General features: G+C 54.1%; 28 protein-coding genes. 11 read left to right on the top strand and 17 right to left on the bottom strand.

The annotated features are described in order from the left end of the window. Position 1 precedes the first annotated feature (1 nt). Positions 2-1774: a PASTA domain-containing protein gene (locus P156_RS12860; RefSeq protein WP_051600797.1), complete on the bottom strand. Its 1773-nt coding sequence runs from the start codon at positions 1772-1774 to the stop codon at positions 2-4. Between the two features lie 270 nt (positions 1775-2044). Here P156_RS12860 and P156_RS0107165 point away from each other — a divergent pair, with 270 nt between their 5' ends. Beyond that, a complete protein-coding gene (locus P156_RS0107165) occupies positions 2045-3403 on the top strand; it encodes an acetyl-CoA hydrolase/transferase family protein (protein ID WP_027869532.1) in 1359 nt (452 codons plus the stop codon). Between the two features lie 98 nt (positions 3404-3501). On the opposite strand, the gene P156_RS13740 is transcribed toward P156_RS0107165, so the two are convergent. Together P156_RS13740 and P156_RS13335 are read right to left on the bottom strand one after the other, a co-directional pair. After that, a complete protein-coding gene (locus tag P156_RS13740) occupies positions 3502-4044 on the bottom strand; it encodes a VanZ family protein (protein WP_027869533.1) in 543 nt (180 codons plus the stop codon). Next, a complete protein-coding gene (locus tag P156_RS13335; protein ID WP_185752161.1) occupies positions 3938-4441 on the bottom strand; it encodes a hypothetical protein in 504 nt (167 codons plus the stop codon). The genes P156_RS13740 and P156_RS13335 overlap by 107 nt, the downstream gene beginning before the upstream one ends. Before the next feature lie 564 nt (positions 4442-5005). Here P156_RS13335 and purB point away from each other — a divergent pair. The 3 genes from purB (at position 5006) to P156_RS0107185 (ending at position 8012) form a co-directional block, all read left to right on the top strand. Beyond that, positions 5006-6442, top strand: coding sequence for an adenylosuccinate lyase (gene purB, locus P156_RS0107175; protein ID WP_027869534.1), 1437 nt, complete (start codon positions 5006-5008; stop codon positions 6440-6442). An 83-nt stretch (positions 6443-6525) separates the two neighbouring features. Further along, the gene (alr, locus tag P156_RS0107180; protein WP_027869535.1) at positions 6526-7665 is read left to right on the top strand and encodes an alanine racemase; all 1140 of its coding nucleotides are present in this window, start codon (positions 6526-6528) and stop codon (positions 7663-7665) included. 167 nt (positions 7666-7832) lie between these two features. Further along, complete coding sequence (locus P156_RS0107185) at positions 7833-8012, top strand: hypothetical protein (RefSeq protein WP_185752162.1); 180 nt, start codon at positions 7833-7835, stop codon at positions 8010-8012. Between the two features lie 37 nt (positions 8013-8049). Here P156_RS0107185 and P156_RS0107190 read toward each other — a convergent pair whose 3' ends face one another. After that, entirely contained in the window at positions 8050-8454 is a 405-nt protein-coding gene (locus tag P156_RS0107190; protein ID WP_185752163.1) for a hypothetical protein, read from the bottom strand. A 574-nt stretch (positions 8455-9028) separates the two neighbouring features. On the opposite strand from P156_RS0107190, the gene P156_RS0107200 reads away from it, so the two are divergent. From P156_RS0107200 to P156_RS0107225, 6 genes are all read left to right on the top strand, one after another. Beyond that, positions 9029-9223, top strand: coding sequence for a ferredoxin family protein (locus P156_RS0107200; protein WP_027869538.1), 195 nt, complete (start codon positions 9029-9031; stop codon positions 9221-9223). Between the two features lies 1 nt (position 9224). After that, positions 9225-10367: a 2-oxoacid:acceptor oxidoreductase subunit alpha gene (locus P156_RS0107205; RefSeq protein WP_027869539.1), complete on the top strand. Its 1143-nt coding sequence runs from the start codon at positions 9225-9227 to the stop codon at positions 10365-10367. 1 nt (position 10368) lies between these two features. After that, positions 10369-11193 (top strand): 2-oxoacid:ferredoxin oxidoreductase subunit beta, encoded by an 825-nt coding sequence (locus P156_RS0107210; protein WP_027869540.1) that lies wholly within the window; start codon positions 10369-10371, stop codon positions 11191-11193. Beyond that, positions 11190-11750, top strand: coding sequence for a 2-oxoacid:acceptor oxidoreductase family protein (locus P156_RS0107215; RefSeq protein WP_027869541.1), 561 nt, complete (start codon positions 11190-11192; stop codon positions 11748-11750). The genes P156_RS0107210 and P156_RS0107215 overlap by 4 nt, the downstream gene beginning before the upstream one ends. Before the next feature lie 90 nt (positions 11751-11840). Next, positions 11841-12680, top strand: coding sequence for an EcsC family protein (locus P156_RS11985; protein WP_081818575.1), 840 nt, complete (start codon positions 11841-11843; stop codon positions 12678-12680). 24 nt (positions 12681-12704) lie between these two features. Further along, on the top strand, positions 12705-13472 hold the full coding sequence (locus tag P156_RS0107225; protein WP_027869542.1) for an amidohydrolase family protein: 768 nt from the start codon (positions 12705-12707) through the stop codon (positions 13470-13472). A gap of 94 nt (positions 13473-13566) precedes the next feature. Here the strand turns inward: P156_RS0107225 and P156_RS11990 are convergent, their stop codons facing one another. The 6 genes from P156_RS11990 to hutH all read right to left on the bottom strand — a co-directional run bounded on the left by P156_RS11990 (position 13567) and on the right by hutH (position 20695). Beyond that, a complete protein-coding gene (locus P156_RS11990; protein ID WP_051600802.1) occupies positions 13567-14235 on the bottom strand; it encodes a GntR family transcriptional regulator in 669 nt (222 codons plus the stop codon). A gap of 6 nt (positions 14236-14241) precedes the next feature. Then, positions 14242-15150 carry a glutamate formimidoyltransferase gene (ftcD, locus tag P156_RS0107235; RefSeq protein WP_027869543.1) on the bottom strand — a complete coding sequence of 303 codons (909 nt, stop codon included), beginning with the start codon at positions 15148-15150 and terminating at the stop codon, positions 14242-14244. Positions 15151-15213: 63 nt separating this feature from the next. Next, positions 15214-15840, bottom strand: a complete 627-nt coding sequence (locus P156_RS0107240) for a cyclodeaminase/cyclohydrolase family protein (protein WP_027869544.1) — start codon at positions 15838-15840, stop codon at positions 15214-15216. Next, positions 15837-17075, bottom strand: coding sequence for an imidazolonepropionase (gene hutI, locus P156_RS0107245; RefSeq protein WP_027869545.1), 1239 nt, complete (start codon positions 17073-17075; stop codon positions 15837-15839). The genes P156_RS0107240 and hutI overlap by 4 nt, the downstream gene beginning before the upstream one ends. 10 nt (positions 17076-17085) lie before the next feature. After that, entirely contained in the window at positions 17086-19110 is a 2025-nt protein-coding gene (locus P156_RS0107250; protein WP_027869546.1) for a urocanate hydratase, read from the bottom strand. Between the two features lie 43 nt (positions 19111-19153). After that, positions 19154-20695, bottom strand: coding sequence for a histidine ammonia-lyase (hutH, locus tag P156_RS0107255; protein WP_027869547.1), 1542 nt, complete (start codon positions 20693-20695; stop codon positions 19154-19156). 299 nt (positions 20696-20994) lie between these two features. Between hutH and P156_RS0107260 the strand changes: the two genes are divergently transcribed. After that, positions 20995-21543, top strand: coding sequence for a DUF2148 domain-containing protein (locus P156_RS0107260; RefSeq protein WP_027869548.1), 549 nt, complete (start codon positions 20995-20997; stop codon positions 21541-21543). An 877-nt stretch (positions 21544-22420) separates the two neighbouring features. Here the strand turns inward: P156_RS0107260 and ansA are convergent. From ansA to P156_RS0107295, 7 genes are all read right to left on the bottom strand, one after another. Beyond that, the gene (gene ansA / locus P156_RS0107265; protein WP_027869549.1) at positions 22421-23464 is read right to left on the bottom strand and encodes an asparaginase; all 1044 of its coding nucleotides are present in this window, start codon (positions 23462-23464) and stop codon (positions 22421-22423) included. 124 nt (positions 23465-23588) lie between these two features. After that, the gene (gene rpsR / locus P156_RS0107270) at positions 23589-23825 is read right to left on the bottom strand and encodes a 30S ribosomal protein S18 (protein ID WP_027869550.1); all 237 of its coding nucleotides are present in this window, start codon (positions 23823-23825) and stop codon (positions 23589-23591) included. An 18-nt stretch (positions 23826-23843) separates the two neighbouring features. Then, complete coding sequence (locus P156_RS0107275; RefSeq protein ID WP_027869551.1) at positions 23844-24296, bottom strand: single-stranded DNA-binding protein; 453 nt, start codon at positions 24294-24296, stop codon at positions 23844-23846. 16 nt (positions 24297-24312) lie between these two features. Continuing rightward, entirely contained in the window at positions 24313-24603 is a 291-nt protein-coding gene (gene rpsF / locus P156_RS0107280) for a 30S ribosomal protein S6 (protein WP_027869552.1), read from the bottom strand. A gap of 237 nt (positions 24604-24840) precedes the next feature. Next, complete coding sequence (locus P156_RS0107285; protein ID WP_027869553.1) at positions 24841-25320, bottom strand: hypothetical protein; 480 nt, start codon at positions 25318-25320, stop codon at positions 24841-24843. A 66-nt stretch (positions 25321-25386) separates the two neighbouring features. Further along, the gene (locus P156_RS0107290) at positions 25387-26094 is read right to left on the bottom strand and encodes a CpsD/CapB family tyrosine-protein kinase (RefSeq protein WP_081818497.1); all 708 of its coding nucleotides are present in this window, start codon (positions 26092-26094) and stop codon (positions 25387-25389) included. Next, on the bottom strand, positions 26091-26885 hold the full coding sequence (locus P156_RS0107295; RefSeq protein WP_051600803.1) for a YveK family protein: 795 nt from the start codon (positions 26883-26885) through the stop codon (positions 26091-26093). The genes P156_RS0107290 and P156_RS0107295 overlap by 4 nt, the downstream gene beginning before the upstream one ends. Positions 26886-26903 lie beyond the last annotated feature (18 nt).

Raw genomic sequence — 26903 nt, forward strand, 5'->3', positions numbered from 1 at the left:
CTTAATCTTCTTCACTCTCCTCATCGCTATCGTTACTGCCAAAGCCGTTATCACCAAAGCCATTATCACCGTCACCGTTATCACCAATGCCGTCCGCACCGCCGAACCAGTGGTCCAGGTGGTCGCGGACGGTGCTTTCGTTGACGGTGATGGTCACCTCTGTGCCCCGGAGCACCCTGCTCCCCGGGTCCACCGACTGCTCCACGACCCCGGAGCTTTTCAGAATATTGTTGGTGAGTTCCACCCGGGCTTTCAGGTGGGCCTCCTCCAGCGCCGCCTCTGCCTCTTCTCTCGTCCGGCCGACCAGATCAGGTACAGTCACCTTGTTGGTTCCTTTGCTGATCACCACGTGTACCACGGTCTGTTTTCTGCGGATGCTCCCATGCTCCGGCGACTGACGGATGATGGCGTTCCTGGCCACTTCATCGGAGTATTCCTTCCCATCCACCCCCATGGTGAGCCCGGCCTTCTCGATGGCGGCCTTCGCCTCGGACTTCGGCAGCTTCGCCACGTTCGGCACGCGTGTGTACTGTGTCTGCAGATACACAAAGCCTCCCGCCAGCACCCCAAACACCAGTGCCACGATCAGCAGGGCCTTCCATTTTCGTGACAGGCCTGGCCGCTTTGGATGGTGCTCCTGCTCTGCCGGACGTTCCTGCCTCTGGTCAGGATCTTCTCCCGGTGGTACCGACGGCGGCAGCTCTTCCGTTTCCGGCATCTGTGAACCGACCATGGTCTTTGTCTCTTCTCCGGCAAGTCCGGTGCGTTCCTCTCCAAAGGACTGTTTCATATTCTGCGGATCGTAGGCAACATACATATCCTTTGGCACCGCCCCTCCCGGAGCACGATGCTTCTCCCGCAGGCTGTAGAGATACCGATTCAGATCCGACCGGAATTCCTCCGGACTCTGATACCGCTCCTCCGGAGCATACGCACAGGCCTTCAAAACGAACGCCGCCAGTTCCTCGTCGGCCTGAGTCGGCGGGAGCATCTGTACTCCCGACAGCCGGGCCTCCAGAGCCGCGGCAAAATCCTCCGGACTGATTCGTTCCGGGTACTGGGGCATATACGGCATTCGGTTATGGTTCAGATAGCGGTACAGCACCAGGCCCAGCGAATACAGATCCACAGACGCATCGTACTTCTCCTTCCGGATCACCTCTGGCGCCATATAGGTGGTCGTTCCCTTATGGGTGTGCATCCTCAGGGTCATGGAATCCAGCTGCCGGGCAATACCAAAATCCCCCAGCTTGAAGGTGCCGTACCGACTGCGGAAGATGTTATCCGGCTTAACATCCCGGTGAGTGATCCCTGCTTCCCTGCAGTTTTCCAGCGCCGTGCACATATCCACCCCCAGCTGGAGCACCTCCTCCAGCGTCAGGCCGCCGGTGCGCTGACGGTAGTCGCTGATGCTCTGCAAAAGCTCCATCCGTATATAGATGCTCCAACCGATCTCATCCTGATGCTCCCGGATCACGTAGTCCTCGATAGATACGATGTTGGGTGCCCCCTTCAGGTCCTCCATGATCTGGATCTCCTTCCGCAGGCTTCCCACCAGCTCCCGGTAGTAATGCCGGATATCTGCATCCTCCATGCCGCTGGCTCTGAGCTCGGCCACCTCTCTCGGATCCCGGGGGATCTCAATGATCTTCATGGCAGCATAAGAGACGAGACCGTACTCGTCCCGCCGGATCTTGTATACGTCACCGGCGCCCCCGCTGCCGATGCGCTCCTCGATGGTCCATCCTTTCCAGATAGTCTCCCTGCTGTCCATGCTTCTTCCTTTCTTCAATGGCCCAATGGTCCGTACCCGATTTCATATATTCTACATTATCCCTCACAGAAACGCAATACGGCAAGGTGTGTCAAAGGGGACGGTTCTTTTTGACACACTCTGTGGGGGGAGTGTGTCAAAAAGAACCGTCCCCTTTGACACACCCTTTGACACACTTTTCACACAAAAGGTTGAAAGGGAACAGAGAAAGTAGTACAATATAGTTGACTGTGTTAGAAACTTAACAAACAGAAAGAAAGGGAGATAGATATGTATAAGGTATCTGCACTCGAAGAAGAATATAAGAGGAAACTAATCACCGCCGATGAGGCGGCGGCCATGGTCCGGCCTGGTGACCGCGTCCACTACGGACTGGGCTGCGGCTCGGTCGTAGACATCGACAAGGCCCTTGCCAAGCGTGCAGATGAACTGCACGGCGTGGAGGTGCTGAGCACCGTCACTATCCGGGAGAAACCCTTCGCTATCTATGAGGCCACCGATTCCAACGAACAGGTGAAGTTCGCCTCTGCCCATTTCAGTGCCTATGACCGCATGATGGCCAAGAACGGCCGTTGCTGGTACATCCCTATGCTTTTCTCCGAGCTGCCCATGTACTGGATCAACAACCCTGCGGGCATCGACATCGCCATGTTCCAGGTAGCCCCCATGGACAGCCACGGCAACTTCAACCTGGGTCCACAGGTAGCGGACATGTGGGGTGTCATCAAGGCCGCCAAGAAGATCATCGTGGAAGTTAACGAGAACATGCCCATCGCTTTGGGTCACCAGACTCAGCTGAACCTGTACGGCATCGACTACGTGGTCGAGGGCTCCAATTCACCTCTGGCGGAGCTGCCAGATAAGCAGGGCTCCAAGATCGACCGCATGATCGCCTCCCATGTAGTAGAGCGCATCAAGTCCCACAGCACACTGCAGCTGGGGATCGGTGCCCTGCCATCCACCATCGGCAAGATGCTGGCGGAATCCGACGTGCGTAACATCAACGGCCACACCGAGATGTTCGTAGACGCTTACGTGGATCTGTTTGAGGCTGGTAAACTCACCGGAAACAAGAACGTAGACAAGGGGAAAGCAGTATACACCTTTGCCGGCGGAACCAAGCGGCTGTATGATTTCATCGACAACAACCCCATCTGCTGCAACGCGCCGGTGAACTACGTCAATAACGTACACATCATCTCCAGCATCAAGAACTTTGTGTCCGTCAACAGCTGCATCCAGGTCGACCTATACGGCCAGGTATGTTCCGAGACCGTGGGACACCAGCAGATCTCCGGCACCGGCGGCCAGCTGGACTTTGTTATGGGAGCCTTCCAGTCGGATGGGGGCAAGAGCTTCATCTGCACGCCGTCCACCAGGAAACTTCCGGACGGCACCGTGGAGTCTCTCATTGCCCCGATGCTGAAGCCGGGAGCCATCGTCACCACCCCGCGCATGGCCACCCACTACATCGTCACCGAGTACGGCGCGGCAGACCTGAAGGGAAAGTCCACCTGGGAGCGCGCAGAGGCGCTGATCAACATCGCCCATCCTGACTTCCGGGACGACCTCATCAAGAACGCCGAGAAGATGGGAATCTGGAAATACACCAGTAAGACATCTTTCTAGTCTGACTGTTGGGCACAGAAGCGAAATATACAATCGGAAATGTAAATCTATAAAATACGAGGCCTTGCAGTGAAGCATAGCCTCGTTTTATTTCCGTTTCATTCGGACTCTACAATATGTTGTTTCCTGTAGAAATAACAAATAATATACCCCGCAAATCCACCTATAGTGTTCGTTATTATGTCTGTTATATCCATAACTGGCATGGAGCCTTCTGCGATCATGAAATACCCTTCTAACCCTTGTAACAGTTCTATTATCAAAGACAGGAGAAATGCGGTTAATATACTAGCTTTTATAGAGTTCACCCACTTTACATGCGCAAAAAAACCAAGTAATGATATCGGCATAAAGAGAAGAACATTCTCCAACGCAGATACTAACATACCCCTATTATAAAAAACACTAAGCATTTCCAAAGGATTCAAATTATACTCAAAGTCATAAGGTATTTCTCCAGGTATCCTAATCGGTAATAGCGTTACGGAAACCACAATACAAATGTAAAAAGAAAAGGCCCCTAAAGCCAACGTCTCATTTGTTTTCGATATACCAGAACGACTTATTCGAATCAATCCCACTATTATTATGAGAATAGCTGATAGCAGTAGAAACAGCCATGAAGTGATCACGATACTCATAGTTAATTATTCTGAACCTTTCCTGACGCATGCTTAATCTTTTTTTCTCTCCATTTCCTGAAACATAAAGCCAATAAGAGCCTTTGCCTACTGAGCCAAATGTGTATGTCCCTTTCTTATAAAACTTTATAGTACCACAGTTGCTGTAATACGGATATGTTTTCTTTGATTTTCTAAGTATAACAGTGGCCTTTTTACTGCTTGTATATCCTCCGCATTTTTCTACCTTAATTTGTGCAGTTCCTTTATTCAAACTATGGAACATCTGGTTACTTCTTCCATCAACACCAGATCCCATATAGGACCAGTAAAATTTGCTTACACTTGAGGCCGCAAATACTGATTGTGGCCATAAATATGAGCCCATCGTCATACTGAGTGCCAAGAACAATGTCATTACAACAAGAATTGAACTTATCCTTCTTTTTACAATTTAAACCTCCCTTTTACCATCAACATGAATCCAACCAGTGACAACTGCTTCACTATTTACCCTGCCGGTTCGGCAATTGCAATTCTTTTAATCTGTATTATACTTCTCCCCCGCTAACGTTCTGCTAACGTTTTCAAAGTATTTTGATGTTATTTCTTTCTTGTTTCATTCCCAAAACTTATGTGATGACAGGTTCCTGACATAAGTTGCGACTGCTCAATAAGACCCCATCGGACTTATTGAGCAGTCACTACTTGATGCTTGTGCTCAACGATTCAGCCGTTTCCGAATCGCTGGGATACATGGTTTTTCGAAAACTGTTCATTAAACCTTGCATCCCGGCAACGGAAAAGGCTATGCTGGAATTGGAAATATAAGCCTTTTCGGTTGACGAGTACGCATTTAGTATTCCGACGCGCTGCCCCTTGAAATACCACTTCCATAATGCTATAATTTTTTTGTTAGTTTTGAACCGGAGGGCACCGGCACGGAAGGCTTTGTGCGGGCCCGGATAAGAGAGGAAGATACATGCCAAACACCAGCGAATATACCAGCCCGTTGTCGGAGAGATATCCGAGCAAGGACATGAAGTTCCTGTTCTCCTCGGATTACAAGTTCCGGACGTGGCGCAGGCTCTGGATCGCTCTGGCCGAAGCCGAGAAGGAACTGGGCCTGGACATCACCCAGGAACAGATCGATGAGCTGAAGGCCCATGCAGAGGACATCAACTACGACGTCGCCAAGGCCCGGGAGAAGGAGGTCCGCCATGACGTCATGTCCCACGTGTACGCCTACGGACAGCAGTGCCCGTCCGCCAAGGGGATCATCCACCTTGGGGCTACCTCTTGCTATGTGGGCGATAACACTGATATGATCATCATGGCCCAGGCCCTGAAGCTCATCCGCCGGAAGCTGATCAATGCCATCGCCCAGCTGGCGGATTTCGCCGAGGAATACAAGGATCTGCCCTGCCTGGCCTACACTCACTACCAGGCGGCGCAGCCCACCACCGTAGGCAAGCGGGCCACCCTGTGGCTGAACGACCTGGTGATGGATCTGGGTGACCTGGACTACGTCCTGGGCAGCCTCAGAATGCTTGGTTCCAAGGGAACCACCGGCACCCAGGCCTCTTTCATGGAGCTGTTCGGCGGCGACCACGAGAAATGCAAGGCGCTGGACCAGAAGATCGCCCAGAAGATGGGCTTCGATGCCTGCTACCCGGTGTCCGGGCAGACCTACTCCCGGAAGGTGGACAGCCGCGTGCTGAACGTGTTGGCGGGCATCGCTCAGTCGGCCCACAAGTTCTCCAACGACATCCGTCTGCTGCAGCACCAGAAGGAAGTGGAAGAACCTTTTGAGAAGAACCAGATCGGCTCCTCGGCCATGGCCTACAAGCGGAACCCCATGCGCTCTGAGCGGATGGCCTCCCTGGCCAACTACGTGATGGCCGATGCCATGAACCCCCAGATCACCGCTGCCACCCAGTGGTTCGAGCGGACGCTGGACGACTCTGCCAACAAGCGGATCAGCGTATCTGAGGCATTCCTGGCGACCGACAGTATCCTGGAGCTTTATATCAACATCACGAGCGGCCTGGTGGTCTACCCCAAGGTCATCGAGGCGCACCTGATGGCGGAGCTGCCCTTCATGGCCACCGAGAACATCATGATGGACGCGGTGAAAGCCGGCGGCGACCGGCAGGAGCTCCACGAGCGGATCCGGACCCTGTCCATGCAAGCGGCCCGCACCGTCAAGGAAGAGGGCAAGCCCAACGATCTCATCGACCGCATCGCCGCGGATCCCGCCTTTGGTGTCACCAAGGAGGATCTGGAGAAGGTACTCAAGCCGGCCAATTACGTGGGCCGCGCGCCCAGACAGACCGAGGAGTATCTGACCGAGGTGATCCGTCCGCTGCTGGCCGAGAACGAGGCAGACCTGGGACTCACCGCAGAGATCAACGTATAGATGCACAAAGCTTTGTGCCACGGAACGCGTTTACACCGGCGCCGCATGCATGACCGCGCCGTCAATGAGGAGGAATAGAGACTATGTACAAAGAAGCACTCAGACCCGTCTGGGCCGAAATCAACCTTAGTAATTTCGATTACAACGTCAAGCAGATCAGAGCCAAGATCGGACCGGACAGAGAGTTCATCGGGGTCATCAAGGCGGACGCCTATGGCCACGGCGCGATCCAGTGCGCCCAGGTCCTGCGCGAGAACGGTGTGAAGACCTTCGCCATCGCCACCCTGCAGGAGGCGATCACGCTGCGGGAAGCCGGCGCTCAGGAGCGCATCATCTGCCTGGGACTGACTCCGGACATGTATGCGGACACCCTGGTCCAGTATGGCATCACCCCTGTCGTCTGTGAGTCCGGCAACGCCAAGGCAATCAACGACGCCGCTGCCGCTGCCGGTGTCACCGTGGACTGCCTCATCGCCGTAGATACCGGCATGGGCCGCATCGGCTACCTGGCGGATGACACCGAGTACGCCGTGGAGGATGTGAAGAAGATCGCGGCACTGCCCAACATCCGCATCTTTGGACTGTTCTCTCACATGGCCACCGCGGACGCTTACGACAAGACCTTCTCTCACGAGCAGGAGGCCAGATACATCCGTTTCTACGAGGCACTGACTGCGGCTGGCATCTACGTGCCTTTCCGCACCCTGGCCAACTCCGCCTCCATCATGGAGCTGCCCACCGTCCACTACGACGGCTGCCGCCCGGGAATCATTCTCTACGGCCAGTATCCTTCCCACGAGGTGGACAGGAACGCCTTCCACATCAAGCCGGTGATGCAGGTGAAAGCCAACATTGTCCACCTGAAGGACGTACCTGTAGGATTCAGCTGCGGCTATGGACGCAAGTTCATCGCCCAGCGTCCTTCCCGCATCGCCACCATCGCCCTGGGGTACGCGGATGGGTATCCCCGCCCCTACTCGGCACAGGCCAAGGTCATCGTGAACGGTGTGGTCTGCCCCATCGCAGGGAACATCTGTATGGACCAGTGCATGATCGACGTCACGGACGTGCCTGAGGTCCATGTAGGCGACGAGGTCATCGTCATGGGCACCGACGGCGTCAACACCATCGATGCCGATTACATCGCCGATGCCACCGGCACCATCAACTACGAGATCACCTGCGCGTTCGGTCAGAGACTGCCGAAGGTGTTTGTGAAATAAGACAGACATATAGAGAGTAAATCAAGGGGCTACTGCCCAAAGTGCGTTCCGGCACTGCGGGCAGCGGCCCTTTTTTCAGTGTGCCCGCCCCTTCGCCGAAAATGTTAGTCGGGCGTTAGTAGGACTGGGGTATAGTATTGCCAAGGAAAAGGAGGATTATGATGCAGATGAATAGCGTACCAATCATATCGACACCTGATTTTATCATCGCCATGGTGTTGACACTCATCGTTCTGGGGGCAGTCACCTTCATGGTGATCTTTCTGGTCAAAATCTATCGAAAACTAACCGAGCTATCGAGGGCCATTGAGCAGTATAACGAGCGCCAGGATCCCCCAACTTCATAGGCGGGGGATATCCGGCGCTCGTTATATTCTGCGCGACTCACATGGGGTCATCTCCTACTTTTTTCAATGCAGCAGGTTCCTGATCCGCTGCAATATAATAAACCTTTCCACCGACAACACACACTGTTCCCAGATAACGCTTGGACTTGTATAGTTTTATCATGTCGGGCCCTGTCAACGTACAGCTACCTGATTCTATTGCCTTTGCATATTCATCAAATAGGCCAAATTGCCCCGTCCTATCCGAATCCTGTGCATCACCGCTTGGTGAAATAGACAGATAGGTAAACGCCTGCCCTGTGGCACTATAGGTCCCGTAATGCTCATCCAGACCTCCCCCTTGTTTCTCTGTATAGTAGGCTCTGGTTACGCCAAAAGTCAGAAAACAACAAACTAAAACAATGCTTGCACTACATATTAGAAACATTCTTTGATTTTTCAAGATGACCTCCTAATGCTTATTATTTTTTATTTCTTTCTTTACAGGGGAAAGATTAACGGTTGCTTTGCCACTTGCAGGCGCCCCATAGGTATACTCAGCCCAACTTCCAAGCTTCCATCTGCTACTTCTCCGGAAAGTGATACCCCAACACCTACATTAGATGTCAGTATACGCATCTGAACCATACCGCCACCTCCACCAAACAACACAATACAATAACGCAACTAACGTACTACTAACGTTTTCGAGGATATTCTATCGAGGCGACCATGGGCATGGTGGCAAATCTATGAAAACATGGCATTTAGAATTTGCCACCATGGAAAAACAGGCGATCTCAGAGGGGCGGGACGATGGATGAATGAGATGATGGACAGGGTGCTAAAGTCGGTCCTGCTGGAGTATCCAGAAACTATCTGTTTGAACGGTTTTGAGCCTTCGCTTTAACGTTCTAAATCGTTACGCAATGTATTATTATCGTACTTTATTTGTTTTTCAGGGACATTCCTCGCTTCGATATGATATATTTTATAGTAAGGACATTGTGTAAACAATAACGATACGAGGTGAACGAATGAGCAAGAGAAAGAAACTATGCATAGAGCCCTCCTGGTGCAAGGGATGCGGATACTGTGCCGAGTTTTGTCCCAAGAAAGTACTTGTCATCAAGCATGAGAAGGTAGTCATCGAAAACCCTGATGACTGTATCCACTGCGGACTTTGCGAGAATCGCTGTCCGGACTATGCGATCTGGGTAGAGGAGGCATAATATGGCAGAGAAGCAGAAGAGATTCCAGTTATTACAGGGAAACGAAGCCTGTGTCGAGGGCGCCATCGCCGCCGGCATGCGCTTCTATGCAGGTTATCCCATCACGCCGTCTACGGAGATCGCAGAGCGTTGCGCCCTGCGCCTTCCCCAGGTAGGCGGCAAGTTCATGCAGATGGAGGATGAGATCGCGGGCATCGCCGCCGCGCTGGGCGCATCCGTCGCCGGCAAGAAGGCCATGACCGCCACCTCCGGCCCCGGATTCTCCCTCAAGCAGGAGAACATCGGCTACGCAACCATCGCCGAGATCCCCATCGTCATCGTGGACGTCATGCGTTCTGGTCCATCCACCGGGCTGCCCACCTCACCTTCACAGGGAGACGTCATGCAGGCCAAGTGGGGCACCCACGGGGATCATCCGGTCATCGCCATCTGCCCGGCTTCCGTGCAGGACACCTATAACCAGACCGTCAGAGCATTCAACCTTTCCGAGCGGTTCCGTACACCGGTCATCCTTCTAATGGATGAGATCGTAGGCCATATGCGGGAAGGCTGTGAACTTATCCCGACAGAGGAACTGGAGATCCACAACCGGGATACGCACATGATCAATTCTCAGCCTTATGCGTTCGGAGAGAACCAGTACGTGCCTCATGCCACCGCATTTGGCGAAGGCAACCTGTACAACATCACCGGGCTCTTCCATGACGAGACAGGCTTCCCCACCAACGACAACCAGAAGGCTGGAGAGCAGAACGCCCGTATCATGGAGAAGATCAAGGTCTACAAGTACAGCGGAATCCTGGATTTTGAGGAATACCAGATGGAGGATGCGGAGATCGGCATCGTCTGCTACGGCGGCACTACCCGCGCCGTCCTGGACGCGGTCGACGAACTGCGCGATATGGGCTATGCGGTCGGCATGTTCCGTCCGGTCACCCTGTGGCCTTTCCCGGAGCACGAGCTGGTAGAGCGCGCCAAGCAGCTGCGCCGCCTTCTGGTGGTGGAGCACAACTATGGACAGGTGCTGCTTACCGTAGAGGGAATCATCAAGGGCGACACTTCCGTAGAATTCGTGGGCAAGGTCAACGGTACTGCCATCAGCCCCAAGGAGATCATCCGCAAGGTAGAGGAAGGAGAGGAGTAATATGCCAAGTCAATTAGTACAGGAAACTATGCGTACCAACCGCCTTCCGCACATCTGGTGCCCGGGCTGCGGCCACGGCATCCTCATGAGAGATGTGTGCCAGGCCATCAAGAACTGCGGGCTCCCGCAGGAGAAGGTAGCCATCGTCAGCGGAATCGGCTGCTCCTCCCGCGCGGCAGGATACATGAACTATAACACACTGCATACCACCCACGGCCGTGCCATCGCCTTTGCCACCGGCATCAAGATGGCCAAGCCGGAGATGCACGTGATCGTCGTCACCGGCGACGGCGACGCTGCGGCGATCGGCGGCAATCACCTGATCCATGCCTGCCGCCGCAACATCGACATCACCGTAGTGGTCTTCAACAACGATATCTACGGCATGACCGGCGGACAGTATTCCCCCACCACTCCCACCGGGGAGAAGGGAACTACGGCTCCGTACGGTAACATCGACGGCATTTTCGATATTCCCAAGCTGGCGGAAGCCGCAGGCGCCACCTTCACCGGAAGAGGCGACTGTTTCCACCAGCCCCAGATGGTCAAACTCATCGAGCAGGGCATCCGGCATCACGGCATCTCCATCATCGACGGTGTCAGTATCTGCCCCACCTACTACGGACGTAAGAACAAGAAGGGTGGTCCGGTGAAGATGATGCACTGGCAGGAGGAACACATGGTGGACGTGAAGAAAGCTGCCAAGATGTCCCCGGAGGAACTCCAGGACAAGGTCATCATCGGCCTGCTCCATCAGGAGGAAGGACGCCCTGAGTACTGTGACGAGTATCAGAAGATCATCCAGAAGGCAGGAGGCGCAGAATGAAAAAAGAACAACTGAGATTCACAGGTTCCGGTGGTCAGGGAGTGATCATGGCCACCATCATCATGGCGGAAGCCGCTTTCCTGGACGGAAAGAAAGTCGTCCAGTCCCAGTCCTACGGGCCGGAGGCTCGCGGAGGGCTTTGTAAGGCGGAGACTATCGTAGACGAGAAGCAGATCAACTACAGCAAGATCGAGCTGCCTACGCTGCTCCTCTCCCTGACCCAGGAGTCCTTCGACAAGTTCCGCAAGAAACTGGCCCCTGCCGCCGTGGTCATCGTAGACGAGGAGATCGAGGTTCCGGACATCATCTACCGGAAGCACGAGGTACTCAAACTCCCCATCCTGCGCAGCGCAGTAGAGACCATCGGCGTCAAGATGTCCGCCAACATCATTTCCTGCGGCGCAGTCAACGAGGCACTGAGCCTGGCCACCGAGAAGTCTCTGGAGGAGGCGGTCCTGAACCACGTTCCCAAGGGCACCGAGGACACCAATCGCAAGGCCATGCAGCTTGGCGCTCAGCTGGTTCGAGAGGCGCGGGAGGCGGCCAAGACCCAGTAGTTGCCGGCTCGTTACACAAAGCAATCCAAGGGCACTTCCATACGGGGGTGCCCTCTCGACTTTTTTGCGGCCGTGTACTATAATGAAGATATGAATTACGCAGAATGGAACAGAGAATGGAATAGAATCAAGCGCCGGGAGAACGAGTTTCTGGCCAGGGGCAGAGTCAAGAAGGACTCCATCCTGAACAACCTGATCGAGTCCAAGGTCCCGCCGGGACTTCAGGACAAGCTTGACGCGGCCTTTGCCAAGGCGTTCGAGCTGGTGTTTGAGAAGGGAACCGGCGTCATCGAGAAGACCTACGATCGGGAAGGGATCCAGCGCCACTTCCAGAACATGACCACCAACGATAGGGACAACCCCTTCGGCAGTCGGCGAGGCCTTCGGTACTTCGCCAAGCGCGCCGGCAGCTCCAAGAAGAGAAATCTGATGTTCTCCGGCGCCTCCGGCATCGGCCTGGGTTTTCTGGGGATCGGCATGCCGGATATCGCCCTCTTCACAGGCACCATGCTGAAGGGCCTCTACGAGATCGCCCTTCACTTTGGATATGATTACGACTCTCCGGAGGAGAAGTATTTCATACTGAAACTGATCGAGACCTCTCTCTCCTACGGACGCGAACTGGACGATCTGAACGACCACCTGAATGACTGGCTAGATGCTTCCCAGGGCGGCAACTCACCGGCGCTGCCGGAAGACTATGACCAGAGCCAGCAGATCCGACTGGCCTCTGCTGCCCTTTCCAAGGAGCTTCTCTACATGAAAGCCATCCAGATGATCCCGGTTGCCGGGGCCATCGGCGGCGCCTACGATGCCATCTACATGAAGAAGATCCTACGCTACGCTGAACTGAAATACCACCGCCGCTTCCTGTTGGATGCGCACACCGGCAATCCATCCGATGACCCAAACAGCCCGGACATCGCGTAAATACATTTGGCGAAAGGAGTTCCCATGCAAGACCTTTACTATAATGCTACATTCTATACCATGACCACCCCGCCCAAGGCCAGCGCTGTCGTTATCGAGGATGGCCGATTTCTGGCGGTTGGAAACGAAGGACAGCTGCGGGCCGACTATCCGGATGCCATAGAACACGACCTGAACGAGGGCTTTGTGTTCCCTGGATTCATCGACGCCTACTCCGCGCCGGGCATTGACGCATATATGCGGTATTGCCGTCAGGAGCAGATCTCCGAGGCGGAAATCAAGGAATGGGTAACAGACGCCTGGGATCACCTGCGAGACAAGGGGGTCAGCCGTCTGGTCCTCCGTGACCGCAACAACACACGCCCCTTCCGCAAGAACGACCCGCGAGACCTTGCCACGCCTGAGTCATCGTTTATCTACGATATGAGTTATGTGACAGATTTCGAAGAAGACCTCTATGAGGGATATTACGATAACATCGCAGACAGCCCCCTGGAGACCCACCTGCTCTTCGATCCCGCCTTTGACGATGCGGACAGCAACCATGCGGTCATCGAGAACCTCACCCTGCGGGCGGCGGAAGGACTGGGACTTAACGAACAGTTGGGAACCCTTGCGCCGGGCAAACTGGCGGACATGGTGGTGTTCGAGAAAAACCCCTACGAACTGTCCACGGACAACTTCCCCTGGACTCACGCCATGATGGTGGTCTGTCAGGGAGAAGTAGTCTACGATGCCTTCGACCAGGCCATGAACGAGTTATTCGATATGCTGACTAAGCAGATGTTCTAGATAGGTTGAAATCATCCCCTCCCACGTTTGCAGCACGTCAGAAAAAGATGCCGGCATCTGCCAGCATCTTTTCTTTTCGGTATCGAAGAGCTCGTCACTCTTTGATCTTATAAGCTACGCTGGCCCGCTCCCTGGAATGATCCAGGTGCTGTGCCATGGCGTCCTTTGCTTCCTCTACAGATCCCTTCGACAGCGCTCCCAAAATCTTCCGGTGCTCTGCGAGGATCCGCTCCAGGTAGGTTTTGTCCATAAAGACCACCTGACGGGCTTGTTCGATATAACTCTTATAGGAGTGGAGTACCTGGGCCATGAATCGACTTCCGGTGGCATTGTAGATGATATCGTGGAAGTCCTTGTTCAGGGCCAACACATGCTCGTAGTCCTCGCGGATGGTGTAGAATTCCATCAGATCACACTGATCCTTCAGTTGTTTCAGGTAATCCGGTGTCATGCGCTCACAGGCCCACTCCACCGCTAGCACCTCCAGTGCTTTGCGGACCGCATAGATATCATCGATATCTCTTTTGGTGAAACCTCGGGCGAAGCACCCCCGGTTCTTCTTGTATTCGATGAGCCCCTCATCCTCCAGCTGCTTGAACGCCTCCCGGATAGGCGTACGGCTCACCTTCAGTTCTCCGGCGATCTGGGTTTCCTTGATCTTCTCGCCAATCTTGTACTCCCCTTTCAGGATTCGTTCCCGGATCGTAGCCGCGATCTCATCCGTCAGAGAATAGGAATTGGGGAATTTTCTGTCTTTTGCCATAGTCTCTTAGATGATATGGTTCTCCAATACCTGTTTGTCAAAGTCGAACTCGTTCAGCTGCATGTAGTACTGTGCACAGTCTGTCAGCGCCTTCATGGGACAAAGCCCGACGATCTCGCACTTGGTGATATGCACACCATATCTGGCCGCTTCCATCTTGACGGTCTCCACGACTCTGTACAGCGGAGTCTGCTCATAGTTGGTCATGTTGCAGGATACCTGAGCAAACTTCTCTCCGGTCTCCTCGTCGTCGATCATGAAGCCCATGGACTTGACGCACTTGAACCCGCCGTCCTTCTCACGGATGATCTTGGCGATGTTCTTGGCGATCTCCACGTCCTCGGTATCCAGATCCAGGTTGAAGGCGACTAGCGGCGGTCTGGCACCAACGGCCATAACACCAGCGGTCGGATGGATCTTGCGGCCACCGAAATCAGGCTCCCAATCCGGTTCCTGCACCTTCTCGGCCATGCCCTCGAACTGGCCTTTTCTGATCTTCACCAGGTTCTGTCTCTCCGGTCTGGTAGCGGACTCCTCATACAGGAATACCGGTACGCCTGCCTCGTCTGCGATCCTGGCGCCGACTACCTTGGACAGCTCGATGCAGTCTTCGGTGGTGCAGTCCTTGATGGGCAGGAACGGCATTACATCCACCGCGCCCATTCTGGGATGCTCTCCCTCGTGATGATTCAGGTCGATCAGTTCAGCGGCCTTCTTCACCAGCTTAACACTGGCTTCCTCCACGGCCTTGGCATCGCCGATGTAGGTGATGACACTTCTGTTGTGGCTCTCGTCAGAGGAGTAGTCCAGCAGGGTGCAGCCTGGGGTGTTTCTGATCTCATCCACGCAAGCCTCTACGACTTCCGGTCTTCTTCCTTCGCTGATGTTCGGAATACTTTCGATAATCTGTGCCATATCGATTATTTCTCCTTCCTTATGGTTACCGGTGCGGCGGCCATGGCCGCCGCACCAGACTGGTTACAGTGACATGTTAACTTCGTTGAAATACTTGCGGGCAATGTCCCCTGCGCTGGCGAACATTTTCTGGCCCTCTTCCTCGAAATATCTGGCTTTGTCGACATCTTTCACGCCCGGCAGGTTGATCTTCACGTTCAGCCACGCACCGTAGACGCATGCGCGCAGCTGCAGGATGCCCACGCCCAGATCGCTGGCGCAGTTAGGGTTGGAATGCCCCACCAGGGTCTTGGCGATCTTCAGTCCTTCATAAGCGAGCTGCATGTTCCGGAAGGGAACTTCCGTTGCGGCCAGGGTACCGTCTGCGATGGCTTTCTTGCGAGCGGCCTTCTCCTCGTCGGTATCCTTCGGCATCTTGAAAGCATCCGAGATCAGGTTGAACGCGTCGGTGTCCTTGTCGATCCCTGCCATCAGCTCCTCGTAGAGAGCCTGCCCCTTATCCTTGGCGTTCTGGCAGATCTCCTGATAGTCCTCGTACTTTGCCTTGCCCAGTGTCAGGTCAGCCACCATCATGAACAGTGCCACGCCCTGCGCGCCGGAGAGGGCACTGACGGAGCCGCCGCCCGGTGCCGGTGCATCTGATTTCAGCAGATCCAGATAATCTGTCATCTTCATGTCGATCAGTTTCATTTTACGATTTTTCCTTTCTTGATCACTCTCGAAGCGAGGTTCGAGCCAAAACGGTAACAAAGCATTTCCATGTCCGGTGCATCCCAGATGACCATGTCCGCCTGCTTGCCTACTTCCAGGGTTCCCACCCGGTCACCACGACCGATGGCGCAGGCCGGGTTGATGGTCACTGCGGTCAGCACTTCCTCCGGCAGAAGCCGGTAGCGGATACATGCCAGATTCATGACGAACTGAAGGTTCAACGACGGACAAGATCCCGGGTTGAAGTCCGAAGCGGTCGCCACTGGGATCCCCATCTCGATCATTCTCCTGGCTGGTGCAAAATCAACGCCCAGGTAGAAGGATGTGGCTGGCAGGCACATAGCGGTGACACCGCCTTTGGCCATGGATTCCAGGCCCTCCTCATTGATGGAGATCAGGTGCTCCGCACTGACTGCACCGATCTCGCCGGCCAGTCTGGAGCCACCGATCGCCTCTATCTCATCCGCGTGGATCTTCAGCTTGAAGCCCAGCTCCTTCGCTCTTTCCAGGTATTTCTTGCTCTGAGCATAGTCAAACACGGAATCCTCTGTGAACACATCGGCAAACTCTGCCAGATCATGTTCCTTCACGTACGGAAGCATCTCATCGCAGAGCAAGTCGATGTATGCGTCCGGATTATCCTTGTATTCCTCGGGAATGGCATGAGCCCCCATGAAGGTCGGTACTACGTCTACGGCATGGGCCCGGTTCACCCGGTCAATGACGGAGAGCATCTTGATCTCCGTATCCATGTCCAGTCCGTAGCCGCTCTTGGCTTCCACGGTGGTCACGCCAAAGCCCATCATCTCATCCAGGAATTTCCCGGTCTTATAGACCAGATCCTCTTCCTTGGCTTCTCTGGTGTGGCGCACGGTATCCAGGATGCCGCCCCCCGCCCGGAGGATATCCAGGTAGGTGGCGCCCTTGATCTTCATGGGGATCTCGTGCTGCCGGTAGCCGCCGAACACCATGTGGGTGTGGCCGTCCACCAAGCCTGGCGTCACCAACCTGTAATTCGCATCCAACACGCAGTCCACGTCCTTCTCGGACACCGGCAGTTCTCCCATGTCAGTGATGGCCGCGATGACACCATCCTTCACCAGGACGGCTGCGTCCTTCATCTTCAGGTTTTGTCCCTGCTCCTCGCCCTTGTGGCTGTAACTACCAGTCGGGGTCTGGAGCACACCGATATTCTTAACCAATAATGTGGACATGCTGTTCTCCTTAGTCTACGTACTTGGCAACTACGCTCTTCACCAGGTCATCGTCAGCGATGAACGGAAGGGTGATGTGTCCCTTTCCGGCGTAGTTCTTGTTATATTCCGCTGCGGTAGAGAGAGCGTTCTCGTTGCGGGCCCAGCTTCTTCTGGCCACGCCTCCCATGACGTCCCACATCATAGCGGACTTGATGATCTCGTCGGTTCTCTCGGATCCGTCCAGCAGCAGACCGAATCCGCCGTTGATGGACTTGCCGATACCTACGCCGCCACCATTATGAATGGCACAAAGACTCATGCCTCTGGCCGCGTTACCGGCATAGCACTGGATGGCCATATCTGCCATAACGTTGGATCCGTCCTTGATGTTGGAGGTCTCTCTGAACGGAGAGTCTGTGCCGGATACGTCGTGGTGGTCACGTCCCATCATGATCGGACCGCACTTACCCTCTCTGACCAGCTTGTTGAAGGCCAGCGCGATATCACGACGACCTTCCGCATCCTGATACAGGATACGTGCCTGGGTGCCGACGACCAGCTTGTTCTTCTTGGCGTCTCTGATCCATACCCAATTGTCTCTGTCCTGTGCACGGCGGTTCGGATCGATGCAGTCCATCGCCGCCTGGTCGGTAGCATCCAGATCCTCCGGTTTGCCGGACAGGCAGACCCAACGGAAAGGACCATATCCATAGTCGAACAGGATTGGACCCATGATATCTTCTACGTAGCTCGGCCAAATGAAGCCGTCCTTGTCATCGATACCGTTCTTGGAGATCTCCTTGATGCCGGAGTCATACATAGCCTTCATGAAGGAGTTACCATAGTCGAAGAAGTAGCTGCCCTGTGCAGTGAGCTTCTTGATGGCCTCATAATGCCTATGCAGTGTTTTGTTGACTTCCTCGATGAACTTCTCTCTGTCGCTGTGCAGCAGCTCAGTTCTCTCCTCGAAGGTCATGCCCACCGGGCAATACCCACCGTCATAGACGTTGTGACAGGAAGTCTGGTCAGACAGTAGATCGATCTTGAAGTGCTTTTCTGCAGCGGCCTCCAGCAGGTCTACAATGTTTCCGTGGTAAGCGATGGAGATGCTCTCCTTGGCAGCTACCTTCTCATTCGCCAACTTAAAGATCTCGTCGATGTCGTCCATGATCACATCTACCCATCCCTGATCATGTCTGGTAACGATCCTGGAGTAGTCTACCTCTGCGAAGATACCGACCGCGCCCGCGATATTGGCAGCCTTCGGCTGCGCACCACTCATGCCGCCCAGTCCAGAGGATACGAAGGTGTGTCCTTTCAGGTCGCCCTGTTCGGGAACGCCCAGGTACTTACGGCCTGCGTTCAGGATGGTGTTGAAGGTTCCGTGTACGATCCCCTGAGGTCCGATATACATCCAGCCGCCAGCGGTCATCTGTCCGTAGTTCGCAACTCCCATTTCCTCGGCAACTTCCCAGTCCTCCAGGTTGTCATACATACCGATCATCATCGCATTGGTGATGATGACTCTCGGTGCCTCCGGCTTGGAGGGGAATAGTCCCAGCGGGTTTCCAGACTCGACCACCAGAGTCTGATCCTCGGTCATGACCTGCAGGTATTTCTTGATGAGTCTGTACTGCAGCCAGTTCTGGCAAACGGAACCGGTCTCTCCATAGGTGACCAGCTCATATGGATACAGCGCAACCTCAAAGTCCAGATTGTTGTCGATCTGGACCTGGAAGGCCTTGCCAGCCAGGCACTTGCCCTCGTACTCATCGATGGGCTTTCCCCAGATGCGGCCAGCCGGTCTGTATCTATACGCATAGACTCTTCCGTATGTCTTCAGTTCTTCCATGAATTCTGGTGCCAGCGTCTCATGGAGTTCCTCTGGCACGTAACGAAGTGCGTTCTTCAGAGCGATCTCCGCCTGTGCCTTGGTGAGACGGAAACCTCTATCTGGTGCTCTCCGGATGCCTTCTACGAATTCCGGGTACTCCGGCAGCTCAGCATCCAGCTGGATAGTCATCGCGCCTTTGATCTGAGTGTTATCAAGCATTTTCATTACCTCCTTTTCATAATCTCAGTCGTGCGAGGCACTGCTATGCCAGTTCCACGACCTTCTCGACGGCGGCCAGCAGCTCGCCGTTCTTGATCATCTCATCGAATTTCACCAGCTCGTCATGCATGATCACGTCGTTGTCGATTGGATCCGATACAGTCCTGATGTAGTCATAGGCCGCTCTGGTAGCCGGTGCCAGGTTGTCGATCTTACTCTCGCCGATCTCCTCACGCAGCCAGATACCCTGTGCCGCGGAAGCGAGCTCGATCCCCAGGACCTTCTGGGTGTTGTCCAGAACCATGGCCGCTGTTCTCGCGGAAGTCGTTCCCATGGAAACGTGGTCTTCCTGGTTTCCGGAGGAAGGAATGGAGTCCACACAGGCCGGGTGATCGTAGACTTTGTTCTCAGAGACCATGGATGCCGCCGCATACTGTGCGATCATGAATCCGGAGCAGACGCCACCGTGCTTGGTCAGGAAGCCAGGCAGCCCTTCGGCCAGCGCCGGGTTGATCAGACGCTCGCATCTTCTTTCAGAAACGTTGGCCAGCTCAGAGATGGCGATCTTCAGGAAGTCGAAGGTGAGTGCCATGGGCTGTCCGTGGAAGTTTCCGCCGGAGATCACATCCTCCTCGTCCGGGAAGACGATGGGGTTATCTGTCACAGCATTGATCTCTCTGGAGACCATATCATACGCATAGGCGATAGCGTCTCTGGAGGCTCCGTGGATCTGCGGCACGCAGCGTAGCGTGTACGGATCCTGTACCTTGGTCGGCTGGATACGCAGGGCGTTCTTGCTGCCATCCAGGAGCTTGCGCAGATTTGCGGCCACCGTGATCTGTCCCTTGTGTCCGCGGAGCTCGTGGATCTTGGGGTCGTAGGCCTTGGTGATGCCGTGGAGTGCCTCGGCGGTCATGGCGCAGGCGATGTCGGCGATCTTCTGCAGATGCATGGCATCCCACAGCACGTTCAGACCGACTGCGGTCATCATCTGTGTTCCATTGTTCAGTGCCAGACCTTCCTTGGCAGCCAGTACCACCGGCTCGATGCCTGCGGCTTTCATCGCCTCAGCCGCAGGTACGACCTCGCCCTTGTATTCTACATTCCCCTTGCCGATCAGGCCCAGTGCGATGCAAGACAGCGGTGCCAGGTCTCCAGATGCACCCAGGCTTCCCTTGCAGGGTACGATGGGGTGGATCCCGGCGTTCAGCATATCGACCAGTGTCTGGACAGTGCTTAGGCGGATACCGGAATTGCCTCTGGAAAGCGCATTGCAGCGAAGCAGCATCGCTGCTCTGACGTACTTCTGCTCGTAGGCATCGCCCAGTGCGCAGGTGTGGCTGATGATCAGGTTCTCCTGCAGCGCAGCCGTCTCGTCTCTGTCGACGAACACGTTGGCGAACTTCCCAAAACCGGTGGTCAGTCCGTAGATGATCGCACCCTCGTCCAGCTTCTTCTCAATGAAGTCTCTTGCCTTGTTTACAGCCTTCTGAGCTTCCGGCGAGATGCTAACTTCTTCCATTCCGCGGCATACGCGGATGACCTCTTCGATCGTGAGGTCTCTGCCATTGATTACAACTGCCATAGTTACCTCTCCTTATCTGTATAAATATACATTCTCATGCATTCAACATCACCTCAGGTGATCGCAATCGAGTTACCTTTATTATACCGTTTTTGGCCCCGATTGGCTACACTTTTTTCAGTTAATTGGCTATTTTTCGCGCTCGAAAGGTATTTTTCTGAAATATTCGAGAAAATAGTCAAATTCACTTTACCACATTGCCGCATTACCGCTTTAACGTGTATATTTATTTACACTACCTCGCTTGCACAAAGCCTGATATCCTTGTATAATAGATAAACAACTACAAGGAGGGGATTATGTTACAATACCTGAAGGACTTCGAGAAGAACGTACTTATGGACGTGGCCTGCCGCATGGCGGCTGCCGCTCAGACCGCACCGAAAGCCAGCGGTCAGGACAAGATCGTCACAGCGGTGGTGACCGGTGAGGAGAAGGAGCGCATCGTTACCAGGATGCACGAGCTGGCCGCTGCCTACGAGGAAGCGTTCATCGAACGTGACGCGTGCCTCCTGCACGACTGTTATCTGGCCGTATTGATCGGTGTCCGGGGGATCCCCTTCGGTCTGGACAACTGCGCCATGTGCGGGTTTCCAAACTGTGCCGCCATGGCCAAAGCCGGCGCCAACTGCGCACTGAATATCACCGATCTTGGGATCGCCATCGGCTCCGCCGTCTCCATTGCAGCGGATAACCGCATTGACAACCGGGTCATGTACTCCATCGGGAAGGCGCTGAACCAGCTGGATATCTTCCCGGAAGATGTCCGCGTCTGCTACGGCATCCCTCTGTCTATCAGTTCCAAGAGCGTGTTCTTTGACCGGGAACCGGGTGCCGTACTGCGGTAGGCACCTATGCGCGGTACCAAGTTTTCCCAACCTATAAGCCAAAACACCGGGCCTCTCATCAGATGCCCGGTGTTTTTTGTGCGACTGTCTTTGTGCCGCAGCGATTTCGCACTGGCGCCAGGCGGCCAAGCGGCGAGATGCGACAGGCAGCGATCCCGCACAGCTATGCGGCCACGCAGCGCTGTTCCGCGATCTTGAAATTATATGCCAATCACGGAACAAATCCTGTGTTTTGTTCCGCAAACTCGAAATAATACGCCAAATGCGGAACTGTGTTCCGCAATCTTGAAATTATATGCCAATCGCGGAACAAATCCTGTGTTTTGTTCCGCAAACTCGAAATAACACGCCAAATGCGGAACGGTGTTCCGCGATCTTGAAATTATATGCCAATCGCGGAACAAATCCTGTGTTTTGTTCCGCAAACTCGAAATAACACGCCAAATGCGGAACTGTGTTCCGCGATCTTGAAATTATATGCCAATCGCGGAACAAATCCTGTGTTTTGTTCCGCAAACTTGCTATAATACGCCAAATGCGGAACGGTGTTCCGCAATCTTGAAATTATATGCCAATCGCGGAACAAATCCTGTGTTTTGTTCCGCAAACTCGAAATAACACGCCAATCGCGGAACGGTGTTCCGCAATCTTGAAATAATACGCCAATCGCGGAACAAATCCTAAGTTTTGTTCCGCAAACTCGAAATAATACGCCAACCGCGGAACTGTGTTCCGCAATCTTGAAATAATACGCCAATCGCGGAACGAGCTCCGTCGGACTCCCATCCTGCCCCATCCTTCCCCTTCCTGTGAGCCGGTGTGAGGAGTTTTGCACACACGGGAGACGCAGGTCGCGAAGGCAATCCCTGGCGCGACACTATTTTGTCAGCTCTCCCCGCAGGTCGATCTCCATGTAGTGCTTGATGTCATCCCTGGAAAGGCCCTGGCTGAAAAGATAGTAGAGTTTGGCGATAGCAGCCTCCGTCGTCATGTCGTAGCCGCTGACCGCCCCGGCCCCTACCAACGCTGCGCTGGCCTCGTATGCTCCCAGATGAACCGTCCCCTGGGGACACTGGGAACATACCACGATCACGGTGCCGTTCTCATAGGCCTTGCGGATCATGGGCAGAAGTGCCCCATCTGCCTCCGGAATGTTGCCCGCCCCAAAGGTCTCCAGCACGATCCCGCTGAGACTATCCGTCATCACCTGCTCAAACAGGCGGAACTGGATCCCCGGAAAAACCTTGATGACGCCGATGGGGGTATTCTGAAACTCCGACAGCCGAAGGCGTCCACCAAACATACCCAGGGGCCCTCTCAGTTTCCGATCGCTGCGAAAATGCCGTATCGCGCCCTCCTCATAGGTGATGTCAATGCCAGCGTTTGCCAGGGGCGCACAGTTGGGAGAATCGAACGCTACGAACCGATCGGCGGAAGACTTTGTGCTACGGTTCCCGCGGAGAAGCTTTCCCGCGAAATAGAGACACACCTCTCTCACCTTGCCTTCTCCTGCGATCATCAGGGACGTAAGTATGTTGTCTCTGGCATCGCTGCGAAGCATGCATAGAGGGATCTGCGATCCGGTGAAGATCACCGGTTTGTCCAGCCCGTCTAACATGAAAGAAAGAGCACTGGCGCTGTAGGCCATGGTGTCCGTGCCGTGGAGTACCACAAAGCCATCGTAATCGTCGTATCGATCTCGGATCGTGCGCCCGATGCGGTTCCATTCGTTCACCGCCACGTTGGAGGAATCCAGCAGAGGATCGAATTCCACCATCTCCCAGTCGGGAACCTCTGGTTTCTGCAGTTCGTCGATCTCGGCCAGTGCCTGACTGAAATACCCCTTCCTGGGTGCGTATCCCCTCTCCGTGGGCACCATACCGATGGTGCCACCGGTGTAAATGATGCAGATCTTCTTCATGAAAACCTCCTTCTACAAAACAAGGCGCCGCTTACGCGGCGCCCCTCTTGCGACTTTATGATCGGGACGACCTGGTCTCCCTGGGCATCCCTCCGGCGGCATACCGCCGATGCTTTGGTTCTGCTTAGTCAGCCACGTAAGGCAGCAGTGCAACGATGCGTGCACGCTTGATGGCTGTGGTCAGTTCTCTCTGATGCTTGGCACATGTACCGGTGATTCTCTTAGGAACGATCTTGCCTCTCTCGGTCACGTACTTTTTCTTCAGCAGTTCAACGTCCTTGTAGTCGATTGAAACAGCCTTATCTGCGCAGAACTGGCATACTTTTCTTCTTCTCATGCCACCACGTTTTCTGTTCTCCATTATCAGATATCTCCTTTCCTAGAATGGAACGTCTTCCTCAATTGCCTGGAAAGAGTCCGGTCTATCCTCTGCCGGAGATTGCGGAGCCTGTGGTGCCTGCGGTGCCGGTGCCCGATCAGCGCCCTGCTGGAATCCGCCGCCCCCCTGCTGCCTGTCTCCCCAATCGAGGAACTCGACTCTGTTGGCAATGACGTCTGTTGTGTAGACAGTATCCCCGTTCTTGTTCTGGTAACTGCCTGTCTGGATCCTTCCTTCAATGGCTACCTTGCGACCCTTGGCGAGATATTTCTCACAGGTCTCCGCCTGTCTGCCGAATACGGTGATGCGGGGAAAGTCTGCTTTCTTTTCCTCGCCGGCACGGGTGGGTCTGTCGATGGCAATGGTGAAAGAGGCCACGGCCATCTGGCTGCCTGCGGTATACCTGACATCCGGATCCCGGACTAATCTTCCGATTAACTGAACACTGTTCATGAAATCACCTCACTGCTTATTTGGCATCCTTGTTGATGATCATGTGTCTCATCACGTTATCGGAAATACGCAGTCTTCTGTCAAGCTCCTTCGGCAGATCTGTGCCCGCCTTGAACTCGATCACTACGTAGTATCCCTCGGACTTCTTCTCGATGAGATATGCGAGCTTTCTCATGCCCCAGACGTCGACATTGGAGACCTCACCGCCGTTATCTGTGATGATTCCCTGAACCATCTCGACGACAGTGTTCTTCTTCTCCTCCTCCAATGTAGGATTGATAATGAACATCAATTCGTAATTTGTCATGTTTTCACCTCCCTGTGGACTAAATGGCGCTGCATCTACGCACAGCGCAGAGATTCACGTGCCCGTATCAAACACGCCTATATATTATACACGTTTGTCCGGTGTTTGACAAGCGTTTTTTGCACAAAGCCTTCCTCCAAAAAAGGGGCCGTGGGGAATATGCCCCAAATGAAAAAACTGTCATCAGGTGAGCTCGCCCAAATGACAGTTTTCTCGTCATAAGATCAGGTCAGTTGATTACAGCTTGACTCTCTTAATGTTCTTGCTCTTGATTCCAGCCTTCTTCAGCTGCTTCTTCAGCTTCTTGAAGTTCTTCTTGGACATCTTCTTGGTGACCTTGACCTTGATCTTCTTGATCTGCTTCTTGCTCAGACCCTTGAAAGCCTTCTTGTCGACTGTGACCTGATGCTTCCACTTGATCTTCAGAACCTTCAGCTTGGTTGCCTTGGAGAATGCGCCAGCGTTGATCTTGGCGACCTTGTACCATTTCTTGGTCTTCGGATCCTGGACCTTTCCGTCATAGAGAAGAGCTTTCTGGTTCTTGGTGACCTCCTTCATTGCCACGTTGCTTCCACCGGTCTTGACATAAGTAGCTGTTTCCTTAGGAATCAGATTCTTGTTCGGACTGCCTGCTGCAAATGCCATTGCTGCTGTTCCCAGAACCAGGGACAGTGCCAGAATCATGCAAAGTGCCTTTCGTGCGATATTCTTGCCCATCGGTGATTTCACCTCCTTTCTTAAATTAAATATATATAGCAACTCCGGACAGGATGTCCAAAGATACTATCGATCCTTGGAACCGTAGTAATAGTGGTTCCCGTAGTACTTGTGGTAATATCCCCCCTGGGTGCCCTCCACCCGGTTCAGAACGATCCCCAGCGCCGGACAGCCTGCACGCTGCAGTTGCCTGAGGGAGTTTCGGACAACGGACCGGGGCGTTACCCCGGAGCGTACACAGAGGATCGCTCCATCGCACTTGTTCCCCAGAAGCTCTGCATCTGACACCAGCCCCAGGGGCGGAACGTCCAGGAACACGTAGCGATAATTGATCTCCATGAATTTCATCATAAAGTCCAGCTTGCGGCTCTCCAGCAGCATGGATGGATTGACGATGTTGTCCACGTTCGGCAGAAGATCACCGCCCGGGATGTCTGTATGCATCACCACATCCAGGATCTCGTTATTTCCGGCCAGGAAATGAGAGGTTCCTCTCAATTCCCTTCCATCCTCCCTGGATAGAGCGTAGACGCTCTTCATGGTGGACTTGCGCATGTCCATATCCACCAGAATCGACTTCTCGCCAGACAAAGCCATCTGTTTCCAGAGGTTCATGGCCACAAAACTCTTTCCTTCATTTGGTTCAGAACTGACGATCATGATCTTCTTCACCTCGCTGCCCAGGAAACTGATGTTGATCCTGAGCCGGTTGATCGCTTCCTCGATCGCATAAGGAAGAACCGGTTCTGCTCCGAACTTCACATAATTATTCATAATTTCTTCCTCCTGCGTCTCAGCCAATCTCCGATCCTATGCCGCTTGACTCTCTGGGCACCGATCTCCGGAGCCATCCCCTCGATCTTTCCTTCCGGGATCACTGTAAGCGGCATGAAGCCGAAGTACTTCTCCACATCCTCTGCCGTCTTGACGGTATCATCCATCAGATAAGTCACTGTCAAAACCGCCATTACGAGCAGCATCAGGAGCAGCGCGCCGATCATCGTGTTCTTGGTCAGACTGGGCGAACTCTTGTGCTGCGGAACGATGGCGTACTCTGCAATGTTTGGCTTGGGAGCATCCATCAGTTTCGGCAGCTGTTTCTCTGCCTTGTTGGCAATGTCGTTGGCGATGTTCTTCGCCTCCACCGGATCCTCACTGGTCACACCGATCTTGATAATTCTGGTGTTGGCTACTACAGACAGATCCAGCATCCCGAGCAATTCCTCATAGTTATAGTCCAGATTCAGATCGTCGATGGTCTCCTCCAGGATCGGTCTGGTTTTGATCAGTTCCACATAGTCCTGAGACAGGGATTCTCCTATATTCAGGTCGGACAGGTCCACCACCGATCCACTGGACGAAGATACCATATACATGGTGGACGTCGCCGTGTACTTGGGGACGATCAGAAAGTGTGTCACGCAACCCGCAATCACTGCGCCCACAACAAACGCCGCAATGATCAGGATGATCTTGCTTCTGTAGTAGTAGAACAGATCCAGAAGGTCTATCTCGACCTCACGATCTTCCTGGTTCATTGAATTGAATTCAAGCTCTTGATTCATCTAGTCTATTCTCCTCGT

The sequence above is a fragment of the Eubacterium sp. AB3007 genome (assembly GCF_000688015.1).
Lineage (GTDB): Bacteria > Bacillota > Clostridia > Peptostreptococcales > Anaerovoracaceae > Aminicella.

What these genes read in the sequence shown, in the direction of transcription:
- P156_RS12860 (WP_051600797.1), bottom strand. Translation starts at nt 1,774, where the DNA reads ATGGACAGCAGGGAGACTATCTGGAAAGGATGGACCATCGAGGAGCGC.
- P156_RS0107165 (WP_027869532.1), top strand. Translation starts at nt 2,045, where the DNA reads ATGTATAAGGTATCTGCACTCGAAGAAGAATATAAGAGGAAACTAATC.
- P156_RS13740 (WP_027869533.1), bottom strand. Translation starts at nt 4,044, where the DNA reads ATGAGTATCGTGATCACTTCATGGCTGTTTCTACTGCTATCAGCTATT.
- P156_RS13335 (WP_185752161.1), bottom strand. Translation starts at nt 4,441, where the DNA reads ATGACATTGTTCTTGGCACTCAGTATGACGATGGGCTCATATTTATGG.
- purB (WP_027869534.1), top strand. Translation starts at nt 5,006, where the DNA reads ATGCCAAACACCAGCGAATATACCAGCCCGTTGTCGGAGAGATATCCG.
- alr (WP_027869535.1), top strand. Translation starts at nt 6,526, where the DNA reads ATGTACAAAGAAGCACTCAGACCCGTCTGGGCCGAAATCAACCTTAGT.
- P156_RS0107185 (WP_185752162.1), top strand. Translation starts at nt 7,833, where the DNA reads ATGAATAGCGTACCAATCATATCGACACCTGATTTTATCATCGCCATG.
- P156_RS0107200 (WP_027869538.1), top strand. Translation starts at nt 9,029, where the DNA reads ATGAGCAAGAGAAAGAAACTATGCATAGAGCCCTCCTGGTGCAAGGGA.
- P156_RS0107205 (WP_027869539.1), top strand. Translation starts at nt 9,225, where the DNA reads ATGGCAGAGAAGCAGAAGAGATTCCAGTTATTACAGGGAAACGAAGCC.
- P156_RS0107210 (WP_027869540.1), top strand. Translation starts at nt 10,369, where the DNA reads ATGCCAAGTCAATTAGTACAGGAAACTATGCGTACCAACCGCCTTCCG.
- P156_RS0107215 (WP_027869541.1), top strand. Translation starts at nt 11,190, where the DNA reads ATGAAAAAAGAACAACTGAGATTCACAGGTTCCGGTGGTCAGGGAGTG.
- P156_RS11985 (WP_081818575.1), top strand. Translation starts at nt 11,841, where the DNA reads ATGAATTACGCAGAATGGAACAGAGAATGGAATAGAATCAAGCGCCGG.
- P156_RS0107225 (WP_027869542.1), top strand. Translation starts at nt 12,705, where the DNA reads ATGCAAGACCTTTACTATAATGCTACATTCTATACCATGACCACCCCG.
- P156_RS11990 (WP_051600802.1), bottom strand. Translation starts at nt 14,235, where the DNA reads ATGGCAAAAGACAGAAAATTCCCCAATTCCTATTCTCTGACGGATGAG.
- ftcD (WP_027869543.1), bottom strand. Translation starts at nt 15,150, where the DNA reads ATGGCACAGATTATCGAAAGTATTCCGAACATCAGCGAAGGAAGAAGA.
- P156_RS0107240 (WP_027869544.1), bottom strand. Translation starts at nt 15,840, where the DNA reads ATGAAACTGATCGACATGAAGATGACAGATTATCTGGATCTGCTGAAA.
- hutI (WP_027869545.1), bottom strand. Translation starts at nt 17,075, where the DNA reads ATGTCCACATTATTGGTTAAGAATATCGGTGTGCTCCAGACCCCGACT.
- P156_RS0107250 (WP_027869546.1), bottom strand. Translation starts at nt 19,110, where the DNA reads ATGCTTGATAACACTCAGATCAAAGGCGCGATGACTATCCAGCTGGAT.
- hutH (WP_027869547.1), bottom strand. Translation starts at nt 20,695, where the DNA reads ATGGCAGTTGTAATCAATGGCAGAGACCTCACGATCGAAGAGGTCATC.
- P156_RS0107260 (WP_027869548.1), top strand. Translation starts at nt 20,995, where the DNA reads ATGTTACAATACCTGAAGGACTTCGAGAAGAACGTACTTATGGACGTG.
- ansA (WP_027869549.1), bottom strand. Translation starts at nt 23,464, where the DNA reads ATGAAGAAGATCTGCATCATTTACACCGGTGGCACCATCGGTATGGTG.
- rpsR (WP_027869550.1), bottom strand. Translation starts at nt 23,825, where the DNA reads ATGGAGAACAGAAAACGTGGTGGCATGAGAAGAAGAAAAGTATGCCAG.
- P156_RS0107275 (WP_027869551.1), bottom strand. Translation starts at nt 24,296, where the DNA reads ATGAACAGTGTTCAGTTAATCGGAAGATTAGTCCGGGATCCGGATGTC.
- rpsF (WP_027869552.1), bottom strand. Translation starts at nt 24,603, where the DNA reads ATGACAAATTACGAATTGATGTTCATTATCAATCCTACATTGGAGGAG.
- P156_RS0107285 (WP_027869553.1), bottom strand. Translation starts at nt 25,320, where the DNA reads ATGGGCAAGAATATCGCACGAAAGGCACTTTGCATGATTCTGGCACTG.
- P156_RS0107290 (WP_081818497.1), bottom strand. Translation starts at nt 26,094, where the DNA reads ATGAATAATTATGTGAAGTTCGGAGCAGAACCGGTTCTTCCTTATGCG.
- P156_RS0107295 (WP_051600803.1), bottom strand. Translation starts at nt 26,885, where the DNA reads ATGAATCAAGAGCTTGAATTCAATTCAATGAACCAGGAAGATCGTGAG.